This is a genomic window from Streptomyces sp. PTL18, assembly GCF_059510295.1.
The window spans coordinates 974,915-996,447 of the sequence record NZ_JCAJZO010000001.1; the positions used below are offsets into that span (position 1 = coordinate 974,915).

At 74.7% G+C, this 21,533-nt stretch carries 2 protein-coding genes; both read right to left on the minus strand.

Annotated features, from left to right (window positions below; all coding sequences use genetic code 11):
* Positions 1-11 precede the first annotated feature (11 nt).
* The gene (locus AC5WS8_RS04385; RefSeq protein ID WP_496101900.1) at positions 12-16,685 is read right to left on the minus strand and encodes a type I polyketide synthase; all 16,674 of its coding nucleotides are present in this window, start codon (positions 16,683-16,685) and stop codon (positions 12-14) included.
* Positions 16,686-16,760: 75 nt separating this feature from the next.
* On the minus strand, positions 16,761-21,533 hold a 4,773-nt coding region (locus AC5WS8_RS04390; RefSeq protein WP_496101901.1), incomplete at its 5' end, for an SDR family NAD(P)-dependent oxidoreductase.

Genomic DNA, 21,533 nt, shown 5'->3' on the forward strand with positions numbered 1-21,533 from the left:
CCGGGCCGGGGTCAGGAGATCCCGAGTTCCTTGTCGATCAGGTCGAACATCTCGTCGTCCGTCGCCGTGTCCAGTCCGGTGTCCGTGTCGTCCGTCGCGTCGTCGGTGAGAGGGTCGGCGCCGGTCCACACCGCCAGCAGGTGCCGCAGCCTGGCGGTGATCTCCTGGTGGGCCTCACCGCCGGTCCGGCCCTCGGCGCCGGCCTCGGCGGCCAGGGTCTGCGCCAGCCGGTCCAGTTCGGCGACGACCCCGCTGCCGACGCCCGCACCGCCGGGTCCGGTGAGTTCGGCGTCCAGGTACCGGGCGACGTCGACCGGCGCCGGGTGGTCGAACACCAGGGTGGCGGGCAGGGGCAGCCCGGTCGCCGCGGCGAGCCGGTTGCGCAGCTCCACCGCGGTCAGGGAGTCGAAGCCCGCCTCGCGGAAGGCGCGGGCCGGGTCGACGGCATCGGTGCGGGCGTGGCCGAGGACCACGGCCGCCTGCTCCCGCACCAGCTCGACGAGCGCGGCGGTGCGTGCGGCGGCGTCGAGTCCGGCGAGCCGCCCGCGCAGTTCGTCGGCGTCCGCGCCGGACGCGGCGTCCCGCAGGGCGGCCTCCGCCTCGGGCACACCGGCCAGCAGGGCGGTGGTCCGGCCCGCCGCGAACGCGGGCGCGAACCGGTTCCAGTCGACGCGGGCCACGACCGCGGCCGGGGCCTCGCCGACGGCGAGCCGTTCCATCGCCACCAGCGCCAGGTCGGGGTCGAGGCCGGTGAGACCGCGGCGGCGCAGGTACTCCTCGAGGCCGTCGCCGACGGCCATGCCGTCCTCCGCCCACGGGCCCCAGGCCACGGAGGCGGCGGGCAGTCCGGCCGCCCGGCGCCGTTCGGCGAGGGTGTCCAGGTACGCGTTGGCGGCGGCGTAGTTGCCCTGGCCCGGGGAGCCGATCGCGCCGGCGAACGACGAGAACAGCACGAACGCCGACAGCTCGCGGTCGCGGGTCAGCTCGTCGAGGTGACGGGCGGCGACCGCCTTGGCGCGCAGCACCGCGGCGAACCGCTCCGGGGTGAGCGTCTCGAGCAGTCCGTCGTCGAGCAGGCCCGCGGTGTGCACGACCGCGTCCACGGGGTGCCGGTCGAGCAGCGCGGCGAGCGCGTCGCGGTCGGCGGCGTCGCAGGCGGCGACCGTCACGCGGGTGCCGCGGGAGGTCAGTTCGTCGCGCAGTTCCGGCGCGCCGGGGGCGTCGAGTCCGCGTCGGCTGATCAGGACGAGGTGCTCGGCGCCGCGGGCGGCGGCCCAGCGGGCGACCCGGGCGCCGAGGGCACCGGTGCCGCCGGTGATCAGGACGGTGCCCGAGGGGCGCCAGCCCGCACCGAGGCTGCCGGGAGCCGTACGGGTGATACGGCGTCCGAACACGCCGGTCGCCCGGATCGCCACCTGGTCCTCCCCGGCGCGGCCCGCGAGCACGCCGGCCAGTCGGCCGAGGGCGCGCCGGTCGACCACCGGGGGCAGGTCGACCAGGCCGCCCCAGCGGTCCGGGTGCTCCAGCGCCGCGACCCGGCCGAGTCCCCAGACGGCGCCCTGCGCGGGGTCGGGTGCCCGGTCGGACCGGTTGACCGAGACGGCGCCGGTGGTCAGCGCCCACACCGGGGCGGCGATGCCGGTGTCGCCCCAGGCCTGGAGCAGGACGGCGGTGGCGGCCGGGGCGGCGGGGAGGGGGTCGCCGGCCCGGGTGCCGGCGACCGTGCCGCCGGTCGCCCCGCTGTCCGTGCCGGTGGTGTTCGCAGCGTCGCCGGTGTCGGCGGGGTGCCGGTCGGCGAGGGCGAGGAAGGACAGGACGCCGACGACCGGTCCGTCCCCGGCGGCCTGGCTCAGCCGTGCGCTCAGCTCCGCCCGTCCGGTGCCGGGTTCCCAGGTGACCGGGACCGGCTCGGCGCCGTTCGCGGCGAGGCCGTCCAGGACGGCGCGGACGAACGGGTCGTCGTGCGCCCCGGCGGGCAGGACCGCCGGCCAGCGGCCGGGCAGGGCGCTGCCCGAGACCGTGCCGAGGGGCTTCCAGTCGGCGCCGTACAGCCAGTCGTCGACGCGGGACTGCTCCTGCTGTCCGTGCCACCAGGTCTTCAGGGCGGGCAGCAGTCCGGCGAGCGCGTCCTCGGCCACCCCGAGGGAGCCGGCCAGCGTACGGGCGTCGCCGCGTTCCACGGCGGTCCAGAACGCCGAGTCGGCGCGGTCGTCGGATCCGGTGTCGGCCCGGCCGCCGAGCCGGGTGTTCCCGGGCCAGAACCGCTCGTGGGCGAAGGCGTAGGTGGGCAGGTCGACGACGGTCGCGCCGGTGGGGGCGAAGACGGCGTTCCAGTCCACCTGGCCGCCGTGCAGGCGCAGCTCGCTGACGGCCGAGAGCAGGCTCGCCGGTTCCGGGCGGTCCTTGCGCAGCAGGGGCGTCAGCAGGCGGCCGTCGCCGTCCAGGCACCCCTGGGCGAGCGCGGTGAGCGTGCCGTCGGGGCCCAGTTCCAGGAACCGGCCGGTGCCCTGCTCGTCCAGCCTGCGCACGGCGTCGGCGAAGCGGACGGGGCGCCGTACGTGCTCCACCCAGTGCTCGGCCGACATCAGCTCCGCGGCGGTCGCGGGCTCGCCGGTCAGCGTGGACACGATCGGGATGCCCGGCTCGGCGCAGGTGAGGCTCTCGGCCACGGCGCGGAACTCGTCGAGGACGGGTTCCATCAGCGGGGAGTGGAAGGCGTGGCTGACGCGGAGGGCGGTCACGCGGCGTTCCCGGGCGCGGAGATGGGCGGCGATCTCCTCGACCGCCCCGGCCGTGCCGGACACCACCACCGACCGCGGGCCGTTGACCGCGGCGATGCCCACGGTCTCGCCGAGCAGCGGCAGCACCTCGTCCTCGGACGCCTCGACGGCGACCATGGCGCCGCCCTCGGGGAGGGCCTGCATCAGCCTGCCGCGCGCCGCGACGAGGCGGCAGGCGTCGGTGAGGGACCAGACCCCGGCCACGTGCGCGGCGGCGATCTCGCCGATGGAGTGCCCGGCGAGCACGTCCGGGCGCACACCCCAGGACTCCACGAGCCGGAACAGCGCCGTTTCGAGGGCGAACAGGGCGGGCTGGGCGTACTCGGTGCGGTTCAGTACGTCCGCGTCGTCGCCGAAGACGATCGCCTTGAGGTCGAAGGGCAGTTCGGCGTCGACCGCGTCGAAGGTCTCGGCGAACACCGGGAACCGCTCGTACAGTTCCCGGCCCATGCCGAGGCGCTGGGAGCCCTGGCCGGCGAACAGGAACGCGACCCGGCGGCCGGAGCGGCCCGGGGTGCCGGGGAGGACGCCGGGGTCGGGCTCGCCGGCCGCGAGGGCGCGCAGGCCGTGCAGCAGTTCGTCGCGGTCGGCGGCGAGGACCGCCGCGCGGTGCTCCAGCCAGGGGCGGCGCGTGGCGGACAGGCCCAGGTCGCCGAGCCGCAGGCCGGTGTCGCCGTCGACGCGGGCCCACAGCCGTTCGGCCTGGCCGCGCAGCGCCTCCTCGGAGGCGGCGGACAGCAGCACGGGCGTCACGGGCAACCGGTCCGCGTCCACGGGCCGTTCGCCGACCGACTCGTCGGGGGCCTGCTCGATGACGACGTGGGCGTTGGTGCCACTGATGCCGAAGGACGACACACCGGCCCGCCGGGGACGGTTCTCGGGGCGCCGCCACTCGACGTTCTCGGTGAGCAGGGCGATGTCGCCGGCGGTCCAGTCGATGAAGGGGGACGGCTCGTCGGCGTGCAGGGTGCGCGGCAGCAGGCCGTGGCGCATCGCCATCACCATCTTGATCACACCGCCGACACCGGCGGCGGCCTGGGTGTGACCGATGTTCGACTTCAACGAGCCGAGCCGGAGTGGTTGTTCGCGGTCCTGGCCGTAGGTGGCGAGGAGCGCCTGGGCCTCGATGGGGTCGCCGAGCGGGGTGCCGGTGCCGTGTGCCTCGACGGCGTCCACGTCGGCGGGCTCGAGCCCGGCGGAGGCGAGCGCGTGCCGGATGACCCGCTCCTGCGAGGGGCCGTTGGGCGCCGTCAGGCCGTTCGACGCGCCGTCCTGGTTGACGGCGGAGCCGGCGACGACGGCGAGGACGCGGTGCCCGTTGCGGCGGGCGTCGGACAGCCGCTCCAGCACCAGCATGCCGATGCCCTCGGACCAGGCGGTGCCGTCGGCTCCGGCGCCGAAGGACTTGCAGCGGCCGTCGGAGGCGAGGCCCCGCTGCTGGCTGAAGTCGACGAATGTGTCCGGGGTGGACATCACCATCACACCGCCGGTGAGCGCGAGGTCGCACTCCCCGGCCCGCAGCGACTGCGCGGCCAGGTGCAGGGTGACCAGGGAGGACGAGCAGGCGGTGTCGACGGTCATCGCCGGGCCCTCCAGGCCGAAGGTGTAGGCGATGCGGCCGGAGTGGACGCTGCTGGTGTTGCCGGTCAGCAGGTAGCCGTCGGAGTCGTGCTCACCCTCGCGCAGGCAGGAATGGTAGTCCTGGCCCATGACGCCGGCGAACACACCGGTGCGGCTGCCGCGCAGCGCCGTCGGGTCGATCCCGGCCCGCTCGAACACCTCCCAGGACACCTCGAGCAGCAGCCGCTGCTGGGGGTCCATCGCGAGCGCCTCGCGCGGGGAGATCCCGAACAGTCCGGCGTCGAAGGACGCGGCGTCGTACAGGAAGCCGCCCTCGCGGACGTAGGTCTTGCCGAGCCGGCCGGGCTCGGGGTCGTAGAGGGCCTCCAGGTCCCAGCCGCGGTCGGTCGGGAAGTCACCGATGGCGTCGCCCCCCTCGGTGACGAGCCGCCACAGGTCCTCGGGCGACTCGACTCCGCCGGGGTAGCGGCACGCCATGCCGACGATGACCACCGGGTCGTCGTGCCCGCCCCTCCGGGCGGGCAGGGCCTCGCCGCGCGGCCCGGTCGCGTCGTCGGCGAGCGCGGTCAGCAGGTGCCGGGCGAGCGCGGCGGGCGACGGGTGGTCGAAGACGAGGGTGGCGGGCAGCCGCAGCCCGGTGGCCGCGTTGACGCGGTTGCGCAGCTCGACGGAGGTCAGCGAGTCGAAGCCGAGCGCCTTGAACGCCTGGCCGGGCGTCACGTCGACGGTCGACGCGTGGCCGAGCACCTGCGCCACCAGGTCGCAGACCAGCTCCAGCAGGTACGGCTCGCGCTCCGCGGCGGGCAGGGCCGCCAGCCGTTCCCGCAGCCCGCCGCCTGCGCCGTGCCCGCCGGTGTGCGCGGCACGCCGGGCCGGGCCGCGCACCAGGCCCCGCAGCAGCACGGGCACGTCGGGCAGTTCGCGCAGGGTGCGGAAGTCCAGGTCGACGGGCAGCAGCAGTGCGCCCGGGGTGTGCCGCAGCACGGCGTCCAGGACGGCGAGGCCGTGGTCGGCGGCGAGCGGCCGGACCCCGCCGCGTGCCATGCGGCGCAGATCGCCCTCGCTCAGCTCGCCGGTCATGCCCGCGCCGGACGCCCACGGGCCCCAGGCGAGCGACACGGCGGGCAGTCCGAGGGCCCGACGGCGCACGGCGACGGCGTCCAAGTAGGCGTTGGCGGCTGCGTAGTTGGCCTGTCCGGCGGCGCCGAACGTGCCGGAGACCGACGAGAACAGAACGAACGCGGCCAGGTCCCGGTCGCGGGTGAGCGTGTCGAGGTGGTCGGCGGCGTCCGCCTTGGGACGCAGCACCGTCCGCAGCCGCTCTTCGGTCAGGGAGGCCAGCACGCCGTCGTCGAGGACGCCCGCCGTGTGGACGACGCCGGTCAGCGGCCGGTCCTCGGGGATCGTCGCGAGCAGCGCCTCCAGTGCCGCGCGGTCGGCCACGTCACAGGCGGCGACGGTCACCTCTGCGCCCAGTCCGGTCAGCAGCGCGGCGAGTTCGGCGGCGCCGGGCGCGTCGGGGCCGCGTCGGCCGACGAGGAGCAGGTGGCGCACACCGTGCCCGGTGACCAGGCGCCGGGCGACGAGCGCGCCCAGGCCGCCGGTGCCACCGGTGACGAGGACGGTGCCGTCGGCGAGGCGGACGGGGGCGGGGGCCGCGTCCGTCGTGGAGACGGCGTCCGTCGTGGAGACGGCGTCCGTTGGGCCGGTGGAGTTTGTTGGGCCGGTGAAGTCCGGGCCGGGGGTGGCGCTCGGGTCTGCGTCCGCGTCGGCGCCCGTGGGGGCGAGTGCGGTCAGGGATTCCGCGGCGAGCCTGGGGGCGAGCGCCGCGCCCTCGCGCAGGGCGAGTTCGGTCTCCTCGCTCGCGGTGCCGGGCCGGGTGAGGAGCGCGACGAGCGCGTCACGTGACTCGGGTGTGCCGTCCAGGTCGGCCAGGGCGAGGCGGCCGGGGTTCTCGGTCCGGGCCGCGCGTACCAGTCCCCACAGGGCGGCCAGCGCCGGGTCAGGTTCTTCCTGCACGTCGGCTGCCACCGCGCCCCGGGTGACGACGACGAGCCGGGTGTCGGTGAACTCGTCGGCCGAGAGCCACTCCTGTATGAAGGCGAGCGCGTCGCAGGTGACGGCGTGGGCGGCGTCGGCGGCGGGCCCGCCCGGGTCGGTCGTCGCGGGGCGCGCCCAGGGCAGCAGCACCGTGCGGGGCGCGGGGTCGCCGTCGTGGACGGCCCGCGTCAGCTCGGACCAGGTGCGGGCCGCGAACGTGCCGGCCAGGGTGTCGGTCCCCCCGTCGTCCTCGCCGGCGCGGTCCGTGAGGACGACCGTGGCACCCGCGGTGGGTGCTGTGTCCTCGTCGGCCGTCCGGGCCGCCGACGGCACCGGGGTCCACTCGATGCGGTACGTGCCGGAAGCGATCGTCGAGGTCTGCGCGGCCGTCAGGTCGGAGGGGGCCTCCCGCAGGGCGAGGGATTCGACGGCGGCGACCGCGCCTCCTGCCGGGTCGGCCAGCTGGAGGGTGACCGCGCCGGCGCCCGCCGGGGCGATCCGTACGCGCAGGGCGCGCGCACCGGAGGCGTACAGCGACAGCCCGTTCCAGGCGAACGGCAGCCGTCCGGCGCCTCCCGTCTCGCCGAGGGGACCGAACAGGACCGCGTGCAGGGCGGAGTCCAGCAAGGCGGGGTGGACCGCGCACCGGCCGGCGAGCGTCTCGTGCTCCTCGGGCAGGGCGACCTCGGCGAACACCTCGTCGCCGCGCCGCCACACCGCGCGCAGCCCCTGGAAGAGGGGGCCGTACGTCAGTCCGGCCGCCGCGAGGCGCTCGTACCCGTCGTCGACCGTCCGGGGTTCGGCACCCGCCGGAGGCCACGGGGTGAGGTCGAAGCCCGGCTCGGCGTGGACCGGTGCCGGGGCGAGGACGCCGTCGGCGTGCAGGGTCCAGGGCGTGTCGTCGGGGACGTCGTCCGGGCGGGAGTGCACCTCCACGGTGCGCCGGCCCGACACGTCCGCGACACCGACGGTGACCTGGAGGCGGACGGTGTCCTGCTCCGGTATCACGAGCGGCACGGCGATCGTCAGGTCCTCGATCCTGTCGCAGCCGACCTCGGCGCCGGCCCGCAGCGCCAGTTCCGCCCAGCCGGTGCCGGGGAAGAGCACCTCGCCCAGGACGACGTGGTCGCGCAGCCACGGGTGGGAGCGCAGCGAGAGCCGCCCGGTGAGGACCGTCCCGCCGCCCGCGAGGGCGACGGCGGCGCCGAGCAGCGGGTGCCCGGCCGCTCCGAGCCCGGCGGCGGCCAGGTCGCCGGGGCCCTGCGCGGCCGAGGGCCAGAACCGCCGCCGCTGGAAGGCGTACGTCGGCAGCTCCACCGGGCGTGCCCCGGTGCCGGCGAACAGCGTCCGCCAGTTCACGTCACCGCCGTGCGTGAACAGTGCGGCGACGGCAGCCAGCAACGCCGGTGCCTCCGGCCGGTCCTTGCGCAGCGCGGGGGCCAGCACGGCGGTCGCGGTCTCGTCCAGGGTCGCCCGGGCGAGGGCGGTGAGGGTGCCGTCGGGACCCAGTTCGAGGTAGCGCGTCACGTTCTGCCCGGCGAGGGCGCGTACGGCGTCGGCGTAGCGGACGGTCCGGCGGACATGGCCGACCCAGTACTCCGGGGACATCAGCTCCTCAGCACTCACCGCCTCACCGGTCACCGTGGAGACGAGGGGCACCTCCGGCCACTCGTACGTCAGGCCCTCGGCGACCTTGCGGAAACCCGCCAGCATCGGCTCCATCAGCGGCGAGTGGAAGGCGTGGCTCACCCGCAGCGCCGTCACCCTGCGGTCCTGCGCCCGGAAGTGCGCCGCCACCTCCTCGACGGCCTCCGCGCCACCGGCGACCACCACCGCCTGCGGGCCGTTGACCGCGGCCAGACCCACCACGGCCTCGTCCAGAAGCGGCAGGACCTCCTCCTCCGAGGCCTGCACCGCCACCATCGCACCACCCGCGGGCAGCTGCTGCATCAGCCCACCGCGCGCCACCACCAGACGGCACGCGTCCGCCAACGACCACACACCCGCCACATGCGCCGCCGCGATCTCACCGACCGAATGACCCGCCAGCACATCCGGCCGCACACCCCACGACTCCAACAACCGGAACAACGCCACCTCGAGCGCGAACAGAGCAGGCTGCGTGAACTCGGTGCGATTCAGTACGTCCGCGTCCTCACCGAACACGATCGCCTTGAGATCGAAGGGCAGTTCCGCGTCGACCGCGTCGAAGGCCTCCGCGAACACCGGGTACGTCTCGTACAACTCCCGCCCCATGCCCAGGCGCTGCGAACCCTGACCGGCGAAGAGGAAGGCCGACTTGCCGGTACGGGGGGCGGCGCCCCGGACGAGGCCCGGTGCCACCGTGCCGTGGGCCAGGGCGTTCAGCCCGGCGAGCAGTTCGTCCCGGTCGGCGGCGAGGACCACGGCGCGGTGGTCGAGCGTGCTGCGCGTGGTGACGGACGCCAGACCGATGTCGGCCACGCGGACGTCGTCCCCGGCAGAGCCCTCCAGCCAGCCCCGCAGTCGCTCCGCCTGAGCGCGCACGACCGAGCCACCGGCGCCCGACAGGATCACCGGGACGAGAGCGGGGGCGGCGTCGGGGGCGGGGGCGGCGTCGGGGGCGGCGGTCGTGGGCTCGGTGGTCTCCGCCGGTGTGTCGGGGGCTTCTTCGAGGATGATGTGGGCGTTGGTGCCGCTGATGCCGAACGAGGACACACCCGCCCGACGCGGACGGTCCTCCGACCGGGTCCACCGGGTGTTCCCGGTGAGCAGCGCGACCTCCCCGGCCGTCCAGTCGACGTGGGACGACGGCTGCTCCACGTGCAGCGTCCGCGGCAACACACCATGCCGCATCGCCATCACCATCTTGATCACACCACCCACACCGGCAGCAGCCTGCGCATGACCGATGTTCGACTTCAACGAACCAAGCCACAGCGGCCGTTCACGGCCCTGACCGTAAGTGGCCAAAAGCGCCTGCGCCTCGATCGGATCCCCGAGCGGAGTACCGGTCCCGTGCGCCTCGACGGCATCGACGTCCGCCGCCGCCAACCCCGCACCGGCCAGCGCCTGCCGGATCACCCGCTGCTGCGCAGGACCGTTCGGCGCCGTCAGACCATTCGACGCACCATCCTGATTCACCGCAGACCCGGCGACCACACCCAGCACACGATGACCCCTGCGCCGCGCATCCGACAGCCGCTCCACCAGCAGCAGACCCACACCCTCCGACCAGGCCGTACCGTCCGCACCCTCCGAGAACGCCTTGCACCGCCCGTCCGACGCCAACCCCCGCTGCCGCGAGAACTCCACGAAGATCTCCGGACCCGACATCACCGTCACACCACCGGCCAACGCCAGATCACACTCACCCGCCCGCAACGCCTGCACCGCCAGGTGCAAGGCCACCAGCGACGACGAACACGCCGTGTCCACCGTGACCGCCGGACCCTCCAAACCGAAGGTGTACGCGATCCGACCCGACGCCACGCTGCCGGTGCTGCCGGTCAGGAGATAGCCGTCCGAGTCGTGCTCACCGGCACGCATGAACGAGCCGTAGTCCTGTGTGATCGCGCCGGCGAAGACACCGGTGCGGGAGCCGCGCAGGCCGGCCGGGTCGATACCGGCCCGCTCGAAGACCTCCCACGACGTCTCCAGCAGCAGCCGCTGCTGCGGGTCCATCGCCAGCGCCTCACGCGGAGAGATCCCGAACAACGCGGCGTCGAACTCCGCGGCGTCGTAGAGGAATCCTCCCTCGCGGACGTAGGTACGGCCCCGTTTCCCCGGCTCGGGGTCGTAGAGGGCGTCCAGGTCCCAGCCGCGGTCGGCCGGGAAGGCGCCGATGGCGTCGCCGCCCTCGCTCACCAGCCGCCACAGGTCCTCCGGCGAGCGCACCCCGCCCGGGAACCGGCACGCCATGCCGACGATGACCACCGGGTCGTCATCGATGCCCACCGGCGCGGACAGCGCGGAGGCGGAGGACACCGTGTCGTCCTGGCCGTCGGTGAGCTGCGAGAGGAGGTGACGGGCGAGTACGGCGGGGGTCGGGTGGTCGAAGACAAGGGTGGCGGACAGCCGCATACCCGTGGCGCCGTTGAGGCGGTTGCGCAGTTCGACGGAGGTCAGCGAGTCGAACCCGAGGGCCTTGAAGGGCTGGTCGGCGTCCACTTCGGCGGCGGACGCGTAGCCCAGGACGGAGGCGACCTGGCCGCACACGAGATCCCGCAGGAACTTCTCGCGCTCCGCAACCGGCAACCCCGCGACACGCTGCCGCAGATCAGCGGTCTCCCCGACGGCGGCCTGTGCCTCCACGGCCCGGCGCGCGGGAGTGCGAACGAGTCCGCACAGCAGGGCGGGAACGTCCTGGCGTCGCTCGCGCAGAGCGGCGACGTCGAGGTTCACCGGCAGAACGGCGGCCCGTTCGAGCGCGGCGCCGGACTCCAAGGATGTGTCGAACAGGCTGAGGGCTTCGTCGGTTTCGAGCGGCTGCATGCCTTCGCGGGCCATGCGGCGCAGGTCGGCCTCGGAGAGTTCTGCCGTCATGCCGGTGCCGGGCGCCCAGGGGCCCCAGGCCAGGGAGGTCGCGGGCAGTCCGGCAGTGCGGCGGCCGGATGCGAAGGCGTCGAGGAAGGCGTTGGCCGCCGCGTAGTTGGCCTGGCCCGCGCTGCCGAAGGTCCCGGCGACGGAGGAGAACATCACGAACGCCGCCAGGTCCGCGTCGCGGGTCAGCTCGTGCAGATGGGCCACCGCGTCGACCTTCGGCCGCAGTACCCCGGCCAGCCGGTCGGGGGTGAGCGCGGAGACCACGCCGTCGTCCAGGACACCGGCGGTGTGGACGACCGCGGTCAGGGGGTGCTCGGCCGGAACCGCACCGAGCACGGTAGAGAGCTGATCCCGGTCGGCCACGTCCACCGCGGCCACCTCCACCCGGGCGCCCAACTCAGCAAGTTCCAAGACAAGGTCAGCAGCCCCGGGCGCCTCGATACCACGCCGACTCGCCAGCAGCAGGTGCCGTACACCGTGCTCGGTGACCAGATGCCGGGCCACCAGCGCGCCCAGACCGCCCGTGCCACCGGTCACCAGCACCGTGCCATCCGGGTTCAGCGGCGCCGGGACCGTGAGGACCACCTTGCCGACATGCCGGGCCTGCGACAGATGGCGGAAGGCGTCCGGCGCACGCCGCACGTCCCAACACGTGACCGGCAACGGCTTGAGCGCACCGGCCTCGAACAGCTCCACCAGATCGGCCAACATCCGCCCGATACGCCCGGGCGCCACATCCATCAGATCGAACGCCCGATACCTCACCCCCGGATACGCCTCCGCGACCACCTCGGCGTCACGCACATCCGTCTTGCCCATCTCCAGGAACCGCCCACCACGCGGCAGCAACCGCAACGAGGCGTCCACGAACTCACCCGCCAGCGAGTCCAGCACCACATCCACACCGGCACCACCGGTCACGGCCAAGAACGCCGCCTCGAACCCGGTGTCACGCGAGGACGCGATGTGCTCCCCGTCCAGACCCAGCTCCCGCAGCGTGCCCCACTTACCGGCACTCGCCGTACCGAACACCTCCGCCCCCAAATGGCGGGCCAACTGGGTGGCGGCCATGCCGACACCACCGGCCGCCGCGTGCACCAGGACCCGCTCCCCGGCCCGCAGCGACCCGAGATCCGTCAGCGCGTAATACGCCGTCAGGAACACCACCGGCACCGAAGCCGCCTGCGCGAACGACCAGCCCTGCGGAATCCGCGCGACCCTGCGCGCGTCCGCGACGGCAACCGGGCCGAAGGAGCCGGAGAACAGGCCCATCACGCGATCACCGACGGCCAGTTCGTCAACACCGGGGCCAACCTCGGTCACCACACCGGCGCCTTCGAGACCGAAGTCCCGGGCATCACCGGGATACATGCCGAGCGCGTTGAGGACGTCGCGGAAGTTGAGGCCCGCCGCCCGCACCGCGATCCGAACCTGGCCCTCACCCAACTCCGACTCCGAGTCGACGGGCGTGAGCGCCAGCCCCTCCAGCGTGCCCCTCTCGACAATGTCCAGCCGCCACGACGACTCGCCGACCGGCACCGTCAGCACACCACCACCCGACACACGCCCCAGCCGCGGCACGAACACCGCCCCACCACGCACCGCCGACTCCGGCTCACCCGAAGCCAACGCCCCCGCGACAACCGCCCACGACCCCTCCGTGCCGTCGACGTCCAGCAAAGCGAACCGCTCCGGCGCCTCCGCCCGAGCCGCACGCACGAGACCCCACACCGCAGCCAGAACCGGATCGGCACCCACCCCATCGAGGGCAACCGCACCCTCGGTCACAACCACCAACCGCGACCCCTCAAACCGCTCCTCCCCCAGCCACCCACGCACCAGACCCAGAACCCGGACGGCGACACCGTGTGCCGCCTCGACGTCGTCGCCGACCGGGCGCTCGACGCGCACGAGCACGTCCTCGGGGACGACCTCGCCCGGGGCGGGCAGCCCGGCGCTCACCTCGGGAACCGGTCCGGCAGCCGCCGGCACCCGGGTCCAGTCGAGCTGGAAGAGGTTGCGCTGTCGGCCTGCGTCGGCCGCGGTGAGCACGCCGGACGCCTCGCGCAGCGTCAGCGACTCGACCTCACCGACCAACTCACCCGCCATGTCGGCGAGTTCGACACTGACCACGTCGGCGCCCGCCGCCACCAGCCGCACCCGCAGTTCCCGCGCCCCCGACGCCCACAGAGACACCCCGGCCCACGAGAACGGCAGCCGCGCCCGCCCGTCACCCAACACCGGCGAGAACAACACCGCGTGCAACGCCGCATCCAACAGCGCCGGATGCAGACCGAACCTCCCGGCAGCCGCCTCCTGCCCCACAGGCAGAGCGACCTCGGCGAACACCTCCTCACCACGCCGCCAGACGCTCCGCAACCCACGGAACACCGCCCCGTACGACAACCCCAGGCCCGCGAAACGCTCGTAGACATCCTCCACCGGCTCGGCCACCGCGCCGCGCGGCGGCCACACGGCGAAATCGAAAGCGGTCTCACCTCCCCGGCCCGGAGCGATGCCCAGCATGCCCGTGGCATGCAGGGTCCAGGAACCGGTGTCGAGAACATCCTCGGCACAGGAGTGGATCTCCAGCGGGCGCAGCCCGGACTCGTCCGCCGCACCCACCCGCACCTGCACCCGCACACCACCGCGCTCGGGCAGCACCAACGGCACCGCGACCGTCAGATCCTCCACCCGGTCACAGCCCGCCGACTCACCGGCCCGCAACGCCAGCTCCAGGAACCCCGTACCCGGGAACACCACCGACCCGGCCACCACATGGTCACCCAGCCACCCCTGAACCCCCGGCGCCAGACGACCCGTCAGCAGCACCTCACCCCCACCCCCGGCCAACTCCACCGCCGCACCCAGCAACGGATGCTCCGCCGACCCCAGACCCACGGCACCGAGGTCGCCCGGGGCGGAGCCGGTGTCCCGGGACCAGAAGCGGCGGCGCTGGAAGGCGTACGTCGGCAGGTCCAGCGGCTCCTGCTCGGGCGTGTCGCTGCCGTCCTGGGGGAAGGCCGTGTCCCAGGCCACGGGAAGGCCCGTGACGAAGAGCTGGGCGAGGGCGGTGAGCAGGCTCTCCGGCTCGGGGCGGTCCTTGCGCAGGGCGGACGCGAAGATCTCGGTGCCGCCGTCCAGGCAGTCCTGGGCGAGGGCGGTCAGCTGTCCGGCGGGGCCCAGCTCGAGGAGCCGGCCGGCCTTGTGCCCGGCCAGGGCGCCGACGCCGTCGGCGAAGCGGACCGGGCGCCGTACGTGCTGAACCCAGTAGTCCGGGGCGGTCAGTTCCTCGGCGGCGGCGAGGCGGCCGGTGACGCCGGAGACGACGGTGATGCGCGGCCTGGCGTAGGTGAGGCTCTCGGCCACGGCCCGGAAGTCGGCCAGCATCGGTTCCATCAGCGGCGAGTGGAAGGCGTGGCTCACCCGCAGCGCCGTCACCCTGCGCTCCTGCGCCCGGAAGTGCGCCGCGACCTCCTCCACCGCATCGGCCTCACCAGAAACCACGACAGCCTGCGGGCCGTTGACCGCGGCCAGACCCACCCGCACCTCGTCGAGGAACGGCAGGACCTCCTCCTCCGAGGCCTGCACCGCCACCATCGCACCGCCCGCGGGCAGCTGCTGCATCAGCCGACCGCGCGCCACCACCAGACGGCACGCGTCCGCCAACGACCACACACCCGCCACATGCGCCGCGGCGATCTCACCGATCGAATGACCCGCCAGCACATCCGGCCGCACACCCCACGACTCCAACAACCGGAACAACGCCACCTCGAGCGCGAACAGGGCAGGCTGGGCGAACTCGGTGCGATTCAGTACGTCCGCGTCCCCACCGAACACGATCGCCTTGAGATCGAAAGGCAGTTCCGCGTCGACCGCGTCGAAGGCCTCCGCGAACACCGGGTACGTCTCGTACAACTCCCGCCCCATGCCCAGGCGCTGCGAACCCTGACCGGCGAAGAGGAACGCGAGGCGGCCCCCGGGGCGGACGTTGCCGGTGACGGTGTGCGGGTGGGGTGTGTCGGTCGCGAGCGCGGTGAGGGCGGCGTGCAGGTCTTCGTGCGTGCGGCCGGTGAGGACGGCGCGGTGTTCGAAGGTGCTGCGGGTGGTGGTGAGGGCGTGGCCGACGCGGGCCGGGTCCTGGCCGGGGTGGGCGTCGAGGTGGGCGAGCAGTCGGGCGGCCTGTGCCGTGAGGGCGGTGCGGCTGCGGGCGGAGATCACCCAGGGGAGCGGCGCGTCGGGGGAGGCGTGACGCGGGCGGCCGGTCGTCGTACCGGCGGCGGGTCCGTCGATCGCCGCGGACCGGTTGGCCGTGCCCCCGGTCGCCGTGGCCCCGGTCGCCGTCGACTCGTCCTGCTGCCGCGGGGCGGGGGCGGGCGCCTCCTCCACGATCAAATGGGCGTTGGTGCCGCTGATGCCGAAGGAGGAGACGGCCGCGCGGCGGGGGCGGTCGTCCTGGCGGGGCCAGGGCTGGGCCGTGGTAAGAAGGCGCAGGTCGCCGGCGGTCCAGTCGATGTGCTGGGACGGCTCGTCGGCGTGCAGGGTGCGGGGCAGCAGGCCGTGGCGCATGGCCAGGACCGCCTTGATGACGCCGGCGACACCGGCGGCGGCCTGGGTGTGGCCGATGTTGGACTTCACCGAGCCGAGCCACAGGGGGCGTTCGCGGTCCTGGCCGTAGGTGGCGAGCAGCGCCTCGGCCTCGATGGGGTCGCCGAGCGGGGTGCCGGTGCCGTGGGCCTCGACGGCGTCGACGTCGCCGGGGGTGAGTGCGGCGTCGGCGAGGGCGGCGCGGATGACGCGTTCCTGGGCGGGGCCGTTGGGTGCGGTCAGGCCGTTGGAGGCGCCGTCCTGGTTGACGGCGCTGCCGCGGATCACGGCGAGGACGGGGTGGCCGTGGCGGCGGGCGTCGGAGAGACGTTCCAGCAGGAGCATGCCGACGCCCTCGGCGGGACCGAAGCCGCCCGCGTCGGCGGAGAAGGCCTTGCAGCGGCCGTCGGCGGCGAGGGCCCGTTGCCGGCCGAAGTCGATGAACATCTCGGGGCCGGACATGACGGTCACGCCGCCGCCGAGGGCGAGGTCGCACTCGCCGGCGCGCAGGGACCGTACGGCGAGGTGGAGCGCGACCAGGGAGGAGGAGCAGGCGGTGTCGACGGTGACCGCGGGGCCCTCCAGGCCGAAGGAGTAGGCGATGCGGCCGGAGGCGACGCTGATGGTGCTGCCGGTGAGGAGGTGTCCGCCGAGTTCGGCCTGGGCGCTGCGGGAGCGTGGCAGGTAGTCCTGGGCGATGGCACCGACGAAGACGCCGGTGCGGGAGCCGCGCAGGGAGGCGGGGACGATCCCGGCGCGTTCGACGGTCTCCCAGGAGGTCTCCAGGAGGAGCCGCTGCTGCGGGTCCATGGCCTGGGCCTCGCGCGGGGAGATCTCGAAGAACTCGGCGTCGAACAGGGGGGCTTCGTGGAGGAAGCCGCCCTCGCGGACGTAGGAGGTGCCGGGCCGGTCGGGGTCCGGGTCGTACAGGCCCTCCAGATCCCAGCCGCGGTCGGTGGGGAACGGGGTGACGGCGTCGGTGCCGGACGCGAGGAGCCGCCACATCGCCTCGGGGGTGTCGGCGCCGTCGGGGAAGCGGCAGCCCATCGCCACGATGGCCACGGGCTCGTGCCGCTGGTCCTCGATGTCCTGCAGACGCTTGCGTGTCTGACGAAGGTCGGCCGTGACCAGCTTGAGGTAGTCCCGCAGCTTCTCTTCGTTGCTCGCCATTCGTTGCCACTTCCTAGGAGGAGCCCCGAGGGGTCCACAGACGTCGGGTCCTGAGCGGTCCGGGCTCGGTCGGGGTCAGGAAATGCCCAGCTCTTTGTTGATGAGGTCGAACATCTCGTCGTCCGTCGCGGACTCGAGTCCGGTGCCGGCCGTGGGGGTCGTGCCGCCGGTGCCGCCGGTCCACCGGGCCAGCAGCTCCCGGAGGCGTGCGGTCACCTTGTCGTCCGGTCCGTCGTCGGCCGGGGTCCCGTCGGGAGTGCCGTCACGTGTGCCGTCGGCGGCCCTCATGGCGTCCGCGGCGTCCACGGCGTCCATGACGGACTCCAGCCGGTCGAGTTCGGCGAGGAGGAGGTCCGCGGGCCGCTGCGCGGGCTCCTCCCGCGGGGCGCACTGCTCGAGCAAGTACCGGGCGAGCGCCGCAGGGGTCGGGTAGCTGAAGATCAGCGTGGCCCGCAGGGTGAGGCCGGTGGCCGAGCCGAGCCGGTTGCGCATCTCGACCGCGGTGAGCGAGTCGAAGCCGAGCGACTTGAACGGCCGGTCGGCGTCGACCGCGTCGGGGTCGGAGTGGCCGAGGACCGCAGCGGTGTGGGTGCGCACCAGGTGCAGCGCGGCCCGTTCGCGTTCCTCCACCGGCAGCTGCCGCAGCTGTTCCGCGAACGACACGGTGGGCGCGTCGCCGTCGGTGGTGTCCTGGCTGCCGGGCGCCGTGGCGGCGGGCGCGGCGGCCCGCCGGACGGGGGTGCGGGCCAGGGCCCTCAGCAGGGCGGGCGGTTCGGTGCCGCGGTGGGCGAGGGCCGCCGGGTCGAGCCGGGTGGGCAGCAGCAGCGCCTGGTCTGCGGCGAGCGCCGCGTCGAACAGGGCCAGGCCCTCGTCGGCGGGCAGCGGCGCCAGACCCATACGGCCGATGCGGCGGACGTCGGCCGCGCCGAGCGTGCCGGCCATGCCGGCGTCGGTGTCCCACAGGCCCCAGGCGAGGGACAGGGCGGGCAGGCCCTGCGCCCTGCGGTGGTGGGCGAGGCCGTCGAGGAAGGCGTTGGCGGCGGCGTAGTTCCCCTGGCCCTGGCTGCCGAAGGTGGCGGCCACGGAGGAGAACAGGACGAACGCCGACAGGCTGCTGTGGCGGGTGAGTTCGTGCAGGTTCCACGCGGCCTGCGCCTTGGGCCGCAGCACCCGGTCGACCCGCTCGGGGGTCAGCCCGTCGAGGATGCCGTCGTCGAGGACGCCGGCCGCGTGGACGACCGCGGTGAGCGGGTGCCGTTCGGGGATCGCGGCGAGCAGCCGGGACAGGGCGTCGCGGTCGGCGATGTCACAGGCGGCGACGGTGACCTCGGCGCCGAGGTCGGCCAGTTCGTCGGTGAGTTCCCGGGCGCCGGGGGCTTCGGGGCCGCTGCGGCTGGACAGCAGCAGGTGCCGCACCCCGTGTTCGGTCACCAGGTGCCGGGCGAGGAGTGCGCCGAGCGTGCCGGTGCCGCCGGTGATCAGGACGGTGCCCTGGCCGCCGGTGCGCTCCGCGTCGTGCGTGACGGGCACGCCGTCCGGGAGGGCCGGGCGGGTGAGGTCCACCGGTACGTCGGGCACTGTGAGCACGATCTTGCCGGTGTGCCGGGCCTGGCCGAGGTACCGGAACGCCGCCGGGGCCCGGCGCACGTCCCAGGTGGTCACCGGGAGCGGACGCAGTGCCCGCTGTTCGAACAGGTCGAGCACGGCGGCGAGCATCCTCGCGGTGTGTCCGGGGTCGACGTCGCGCAGGTCGAACGCCTGGTACACCACACCGGGGTGGTCCGCGGCGATCGCCCCGGGGTCGCGCAGGTCGGTCTTGCCCATCTCGACGAACCGTCCGCCGCGCGGCAGCAGCCGCAGGGAGGCGTCGACGAGTTCCCGGGCGAGGGAGTTGAGGACGACGTCCACGCCACGGCCGCCGGTCGCCGCGAGGAACTTCTCCTCGAACCCGGTGTCGCGCGAGGAGGCGATGTGGTCGTCGTCCAGCCCCATGGCGCGCAGCGTCGGCCACTTGGCGGGCGCGGCGGTCGCGAAGACCTCGGCGCCCAGGTGCCGGGCGAGCTGCACGGCGGCCATGCCGACGCCGCCGGTGCCGGCATGGATCAGCACGGACTCGCCGGCACGCAGGTCGGCGAGGTCGACCAGGCCGTGGTAGGCGCTGAGGAAGACGATGGGCGCCGCCGCGGCCTCCGTGAAGGACCAGTCGTCGGGCACGCGGGCCAGCAGCCGGTGATCGGTGACGGCGACGGGGCCGTACCCGCCGGAGAACAGTCCGAGCACACGGTCGCCGGCGGCGAGCCCGGTGACGCCCGGTCCGGTCTCCAGGACCACGCCGGCGCCCTCACGGCCGGGCACCTCGCGGTCGAGCATGCCCAGGCAGACCAGGACGTCGCGGAAGTTGACACCGGTGGCGCGCATCGCCACCCGCACCTGGCCCGGAGCGAGCGGTCCGGCCACCTCGGGGCAGGCGACGAGCGCCAGGCTGTCGAAGGTGCCGGGCGTGGTGACGTCCAGCCGCCACAGGGGCTCGCCGGGCGGCGGCAGCAGGCTGCCTCCCGCACCGGCCGGAGCCAGCCGGGGCGCGTACACGGTGGCACCGCGGACGGCGAGTTGGGGTTCGCCGGTGGCGAGGGCGGTGGTGACGATTCCGGCCGGGTCGGCCGTCGCCGTGCCGGGCGTTCCGTGTTCCCCGGCAGCGGTGAGCGAGACCGCTTCCGGGGAACCTGAGCGCTCGGAGCCGGAGCCGGAGACGGAGCCGGAGACGGAGACGGAGCCGGAGACGGGGACGGGGACGGGACCGGGCAGGGGCAGATCGAGCAGGGTCAGGCGGCCGGGGTGCTCCGACTGGGCCGAACGCAGGAGCCCCCACAGCGAGGCGGCGACCGGGTCCACGGGGACGCGGTCGCCCTCGGCGGGCACGGCACCGCGCGTCACGAGCACGAGCCGGGCGGCGGCGAAGCGGTCGTCGGCCAGCCAGTTCTGCACCAGCGCCAGGGCGTCGTGCAGGGCGGTGCGGGTCCTCTCCACGGTGGTGACTGCGGTGACGTCCGGGCTGTGGGCCGGAAGGCGGGTGCCGTCGGTGCCGAGCGTCGACGTGTCCGCGCGCCGGTCCTCTCCCCCGACCGTGACGAACACCGACGCCGGCAGCGCGGTGCCCGCGTCCACGGCCGCGGCGAGCGCCGCGAGGTCGGGGTAGTGGCCGGCCGCGGTGTCCGTGAGCCCGTCGATGCGCGGGCCTACGACGGCCCAGCGGGCGTCGCGGTCCGCCGGGGCGTCGGACGGCACGGGCAGCGCGCTCCAGTCCAGGCGGAACAGCGCCTCCTCGACTCCGGTGCGGGTGGCCCGCACCGGAACCAGCGCCTCGGAGCTCAGCTCCCGCAGGGTGAGCGCGTCGACGCGGGCGACGAGCCGGCCCTCGGTGTCGACGAGGGTCAGCGCGAGCGTGTCCTCGTCGACGGGCGTGAGCCGGACCCGTACGGCGGCGGCGCCCACCGCGGCCAGGGTGACCCCGCTCCAGGCGAACGGCAGCCGTACCGCGCCGGTGCCGTCGGCACCGCTCCGTCCGGCGGCGAGCCAGGCGTGCAGGGCGGCGTCCAGCAGGGCGGGGTGCAGGCCGTGCCGTGCGGCCTCGGCCTGCCGGTCGGCGGTCAGCCGGACGTCGGCGTGGATGTCGTCGCCGTCCCGCCAGACGGCGCGCAGGCCCTGGAAGACGGGGCCGTAGGTGTAACCGTCGTCCGCGAGACGCTCGTAGAAGCCGTCCAGCGGGATGCGGTCGCCGTCGGCGGAGGGGCCCTCCGCCCAAGCGACCTTCGCGTGCGGGTCGTCCGTGGCGTCGGTGCCGCCGTCGACGAGGCCGGTGGCGTGTCGCACCCAGCCGCCGGGGGCCGCGTCCGGCGTGTCGGCCTGGGAGTGGATCGACACGGTCCGCCGTCCCGACTCCTCGGCTGCGCCGACGGAGACCTGGACCCGGACGCCGCCGTTCTCCGGGAGGACCAGCGGCGCCTCCAGTGTCAGGTCGGCGACGCGTGCGCAGCCGACACGACGGGCGGCCTGCAGGGCCAGTTCGAGGAAGCCCGTGCCGGGGAAGAGGACCGAGCCCGCGACGGCGTGGTCGCGCAGCCACGGCTGAGCCGCGAGCGACAGCCGGCCGGTGAGCAGGGCGCCCGTGCCCTCGGCGAGCGTGACCTCCGCGCCGAGCAGCGGGTGCCCGGACGCGGTGAGTCCCAGTCCGGCCGCGTCACCGGGCACGGCGGCGGGGTTCGCGGGCCAGAAGTGCTGCCGCTGGAAGGGATAGGTGGGAAGCGGGGTCGGGCGGGCGCCGGTCCCGGCGAACACGGCGGGCCAGCGCAGCGCGGTGCCGCGGGTGTGGAGGGCGGCGACGGCCGTGAGCAGGGCGCCGGTCTCGTCGCGGTCCTTGCGCAGCGCGGGAACGTGCAGCGCCTGCGCGGCGGGGTCGGCGCCCGCCTCGGCGCGCACCAGCGCCGTGAGCGTACCGTCGGGGCCCAGCTCCAGCCAGACGGCGGCGCCTTCGGCGGTGACCCGGCGGACGCCGTCGGCGAAGCGCACGGCGTGCCGGACGTGCCGCACCCAGTACTCGGGCGACATCAGGTCGTCCGCGTCGGCGAGGTCGCCGGTGAGTGCGGAGACGATCGTCAGCCGGGGCCGGTCGTAGGCGAGGGTCTCGGCGACGGCCCGGAAGTCGGCGAGCATCGGCTCCATCAGCGGCGAGTGGAAGGCGTGGCCGACGCGCAGCGCGGTGGCCTTGCGGTCCTGGGCGCGGAAGTGTGCGGCGATCTCCTCCACGGCCTCGGCGGTGCCGGCGAGGACCGTGGCCTCGGCGCCGTTGAG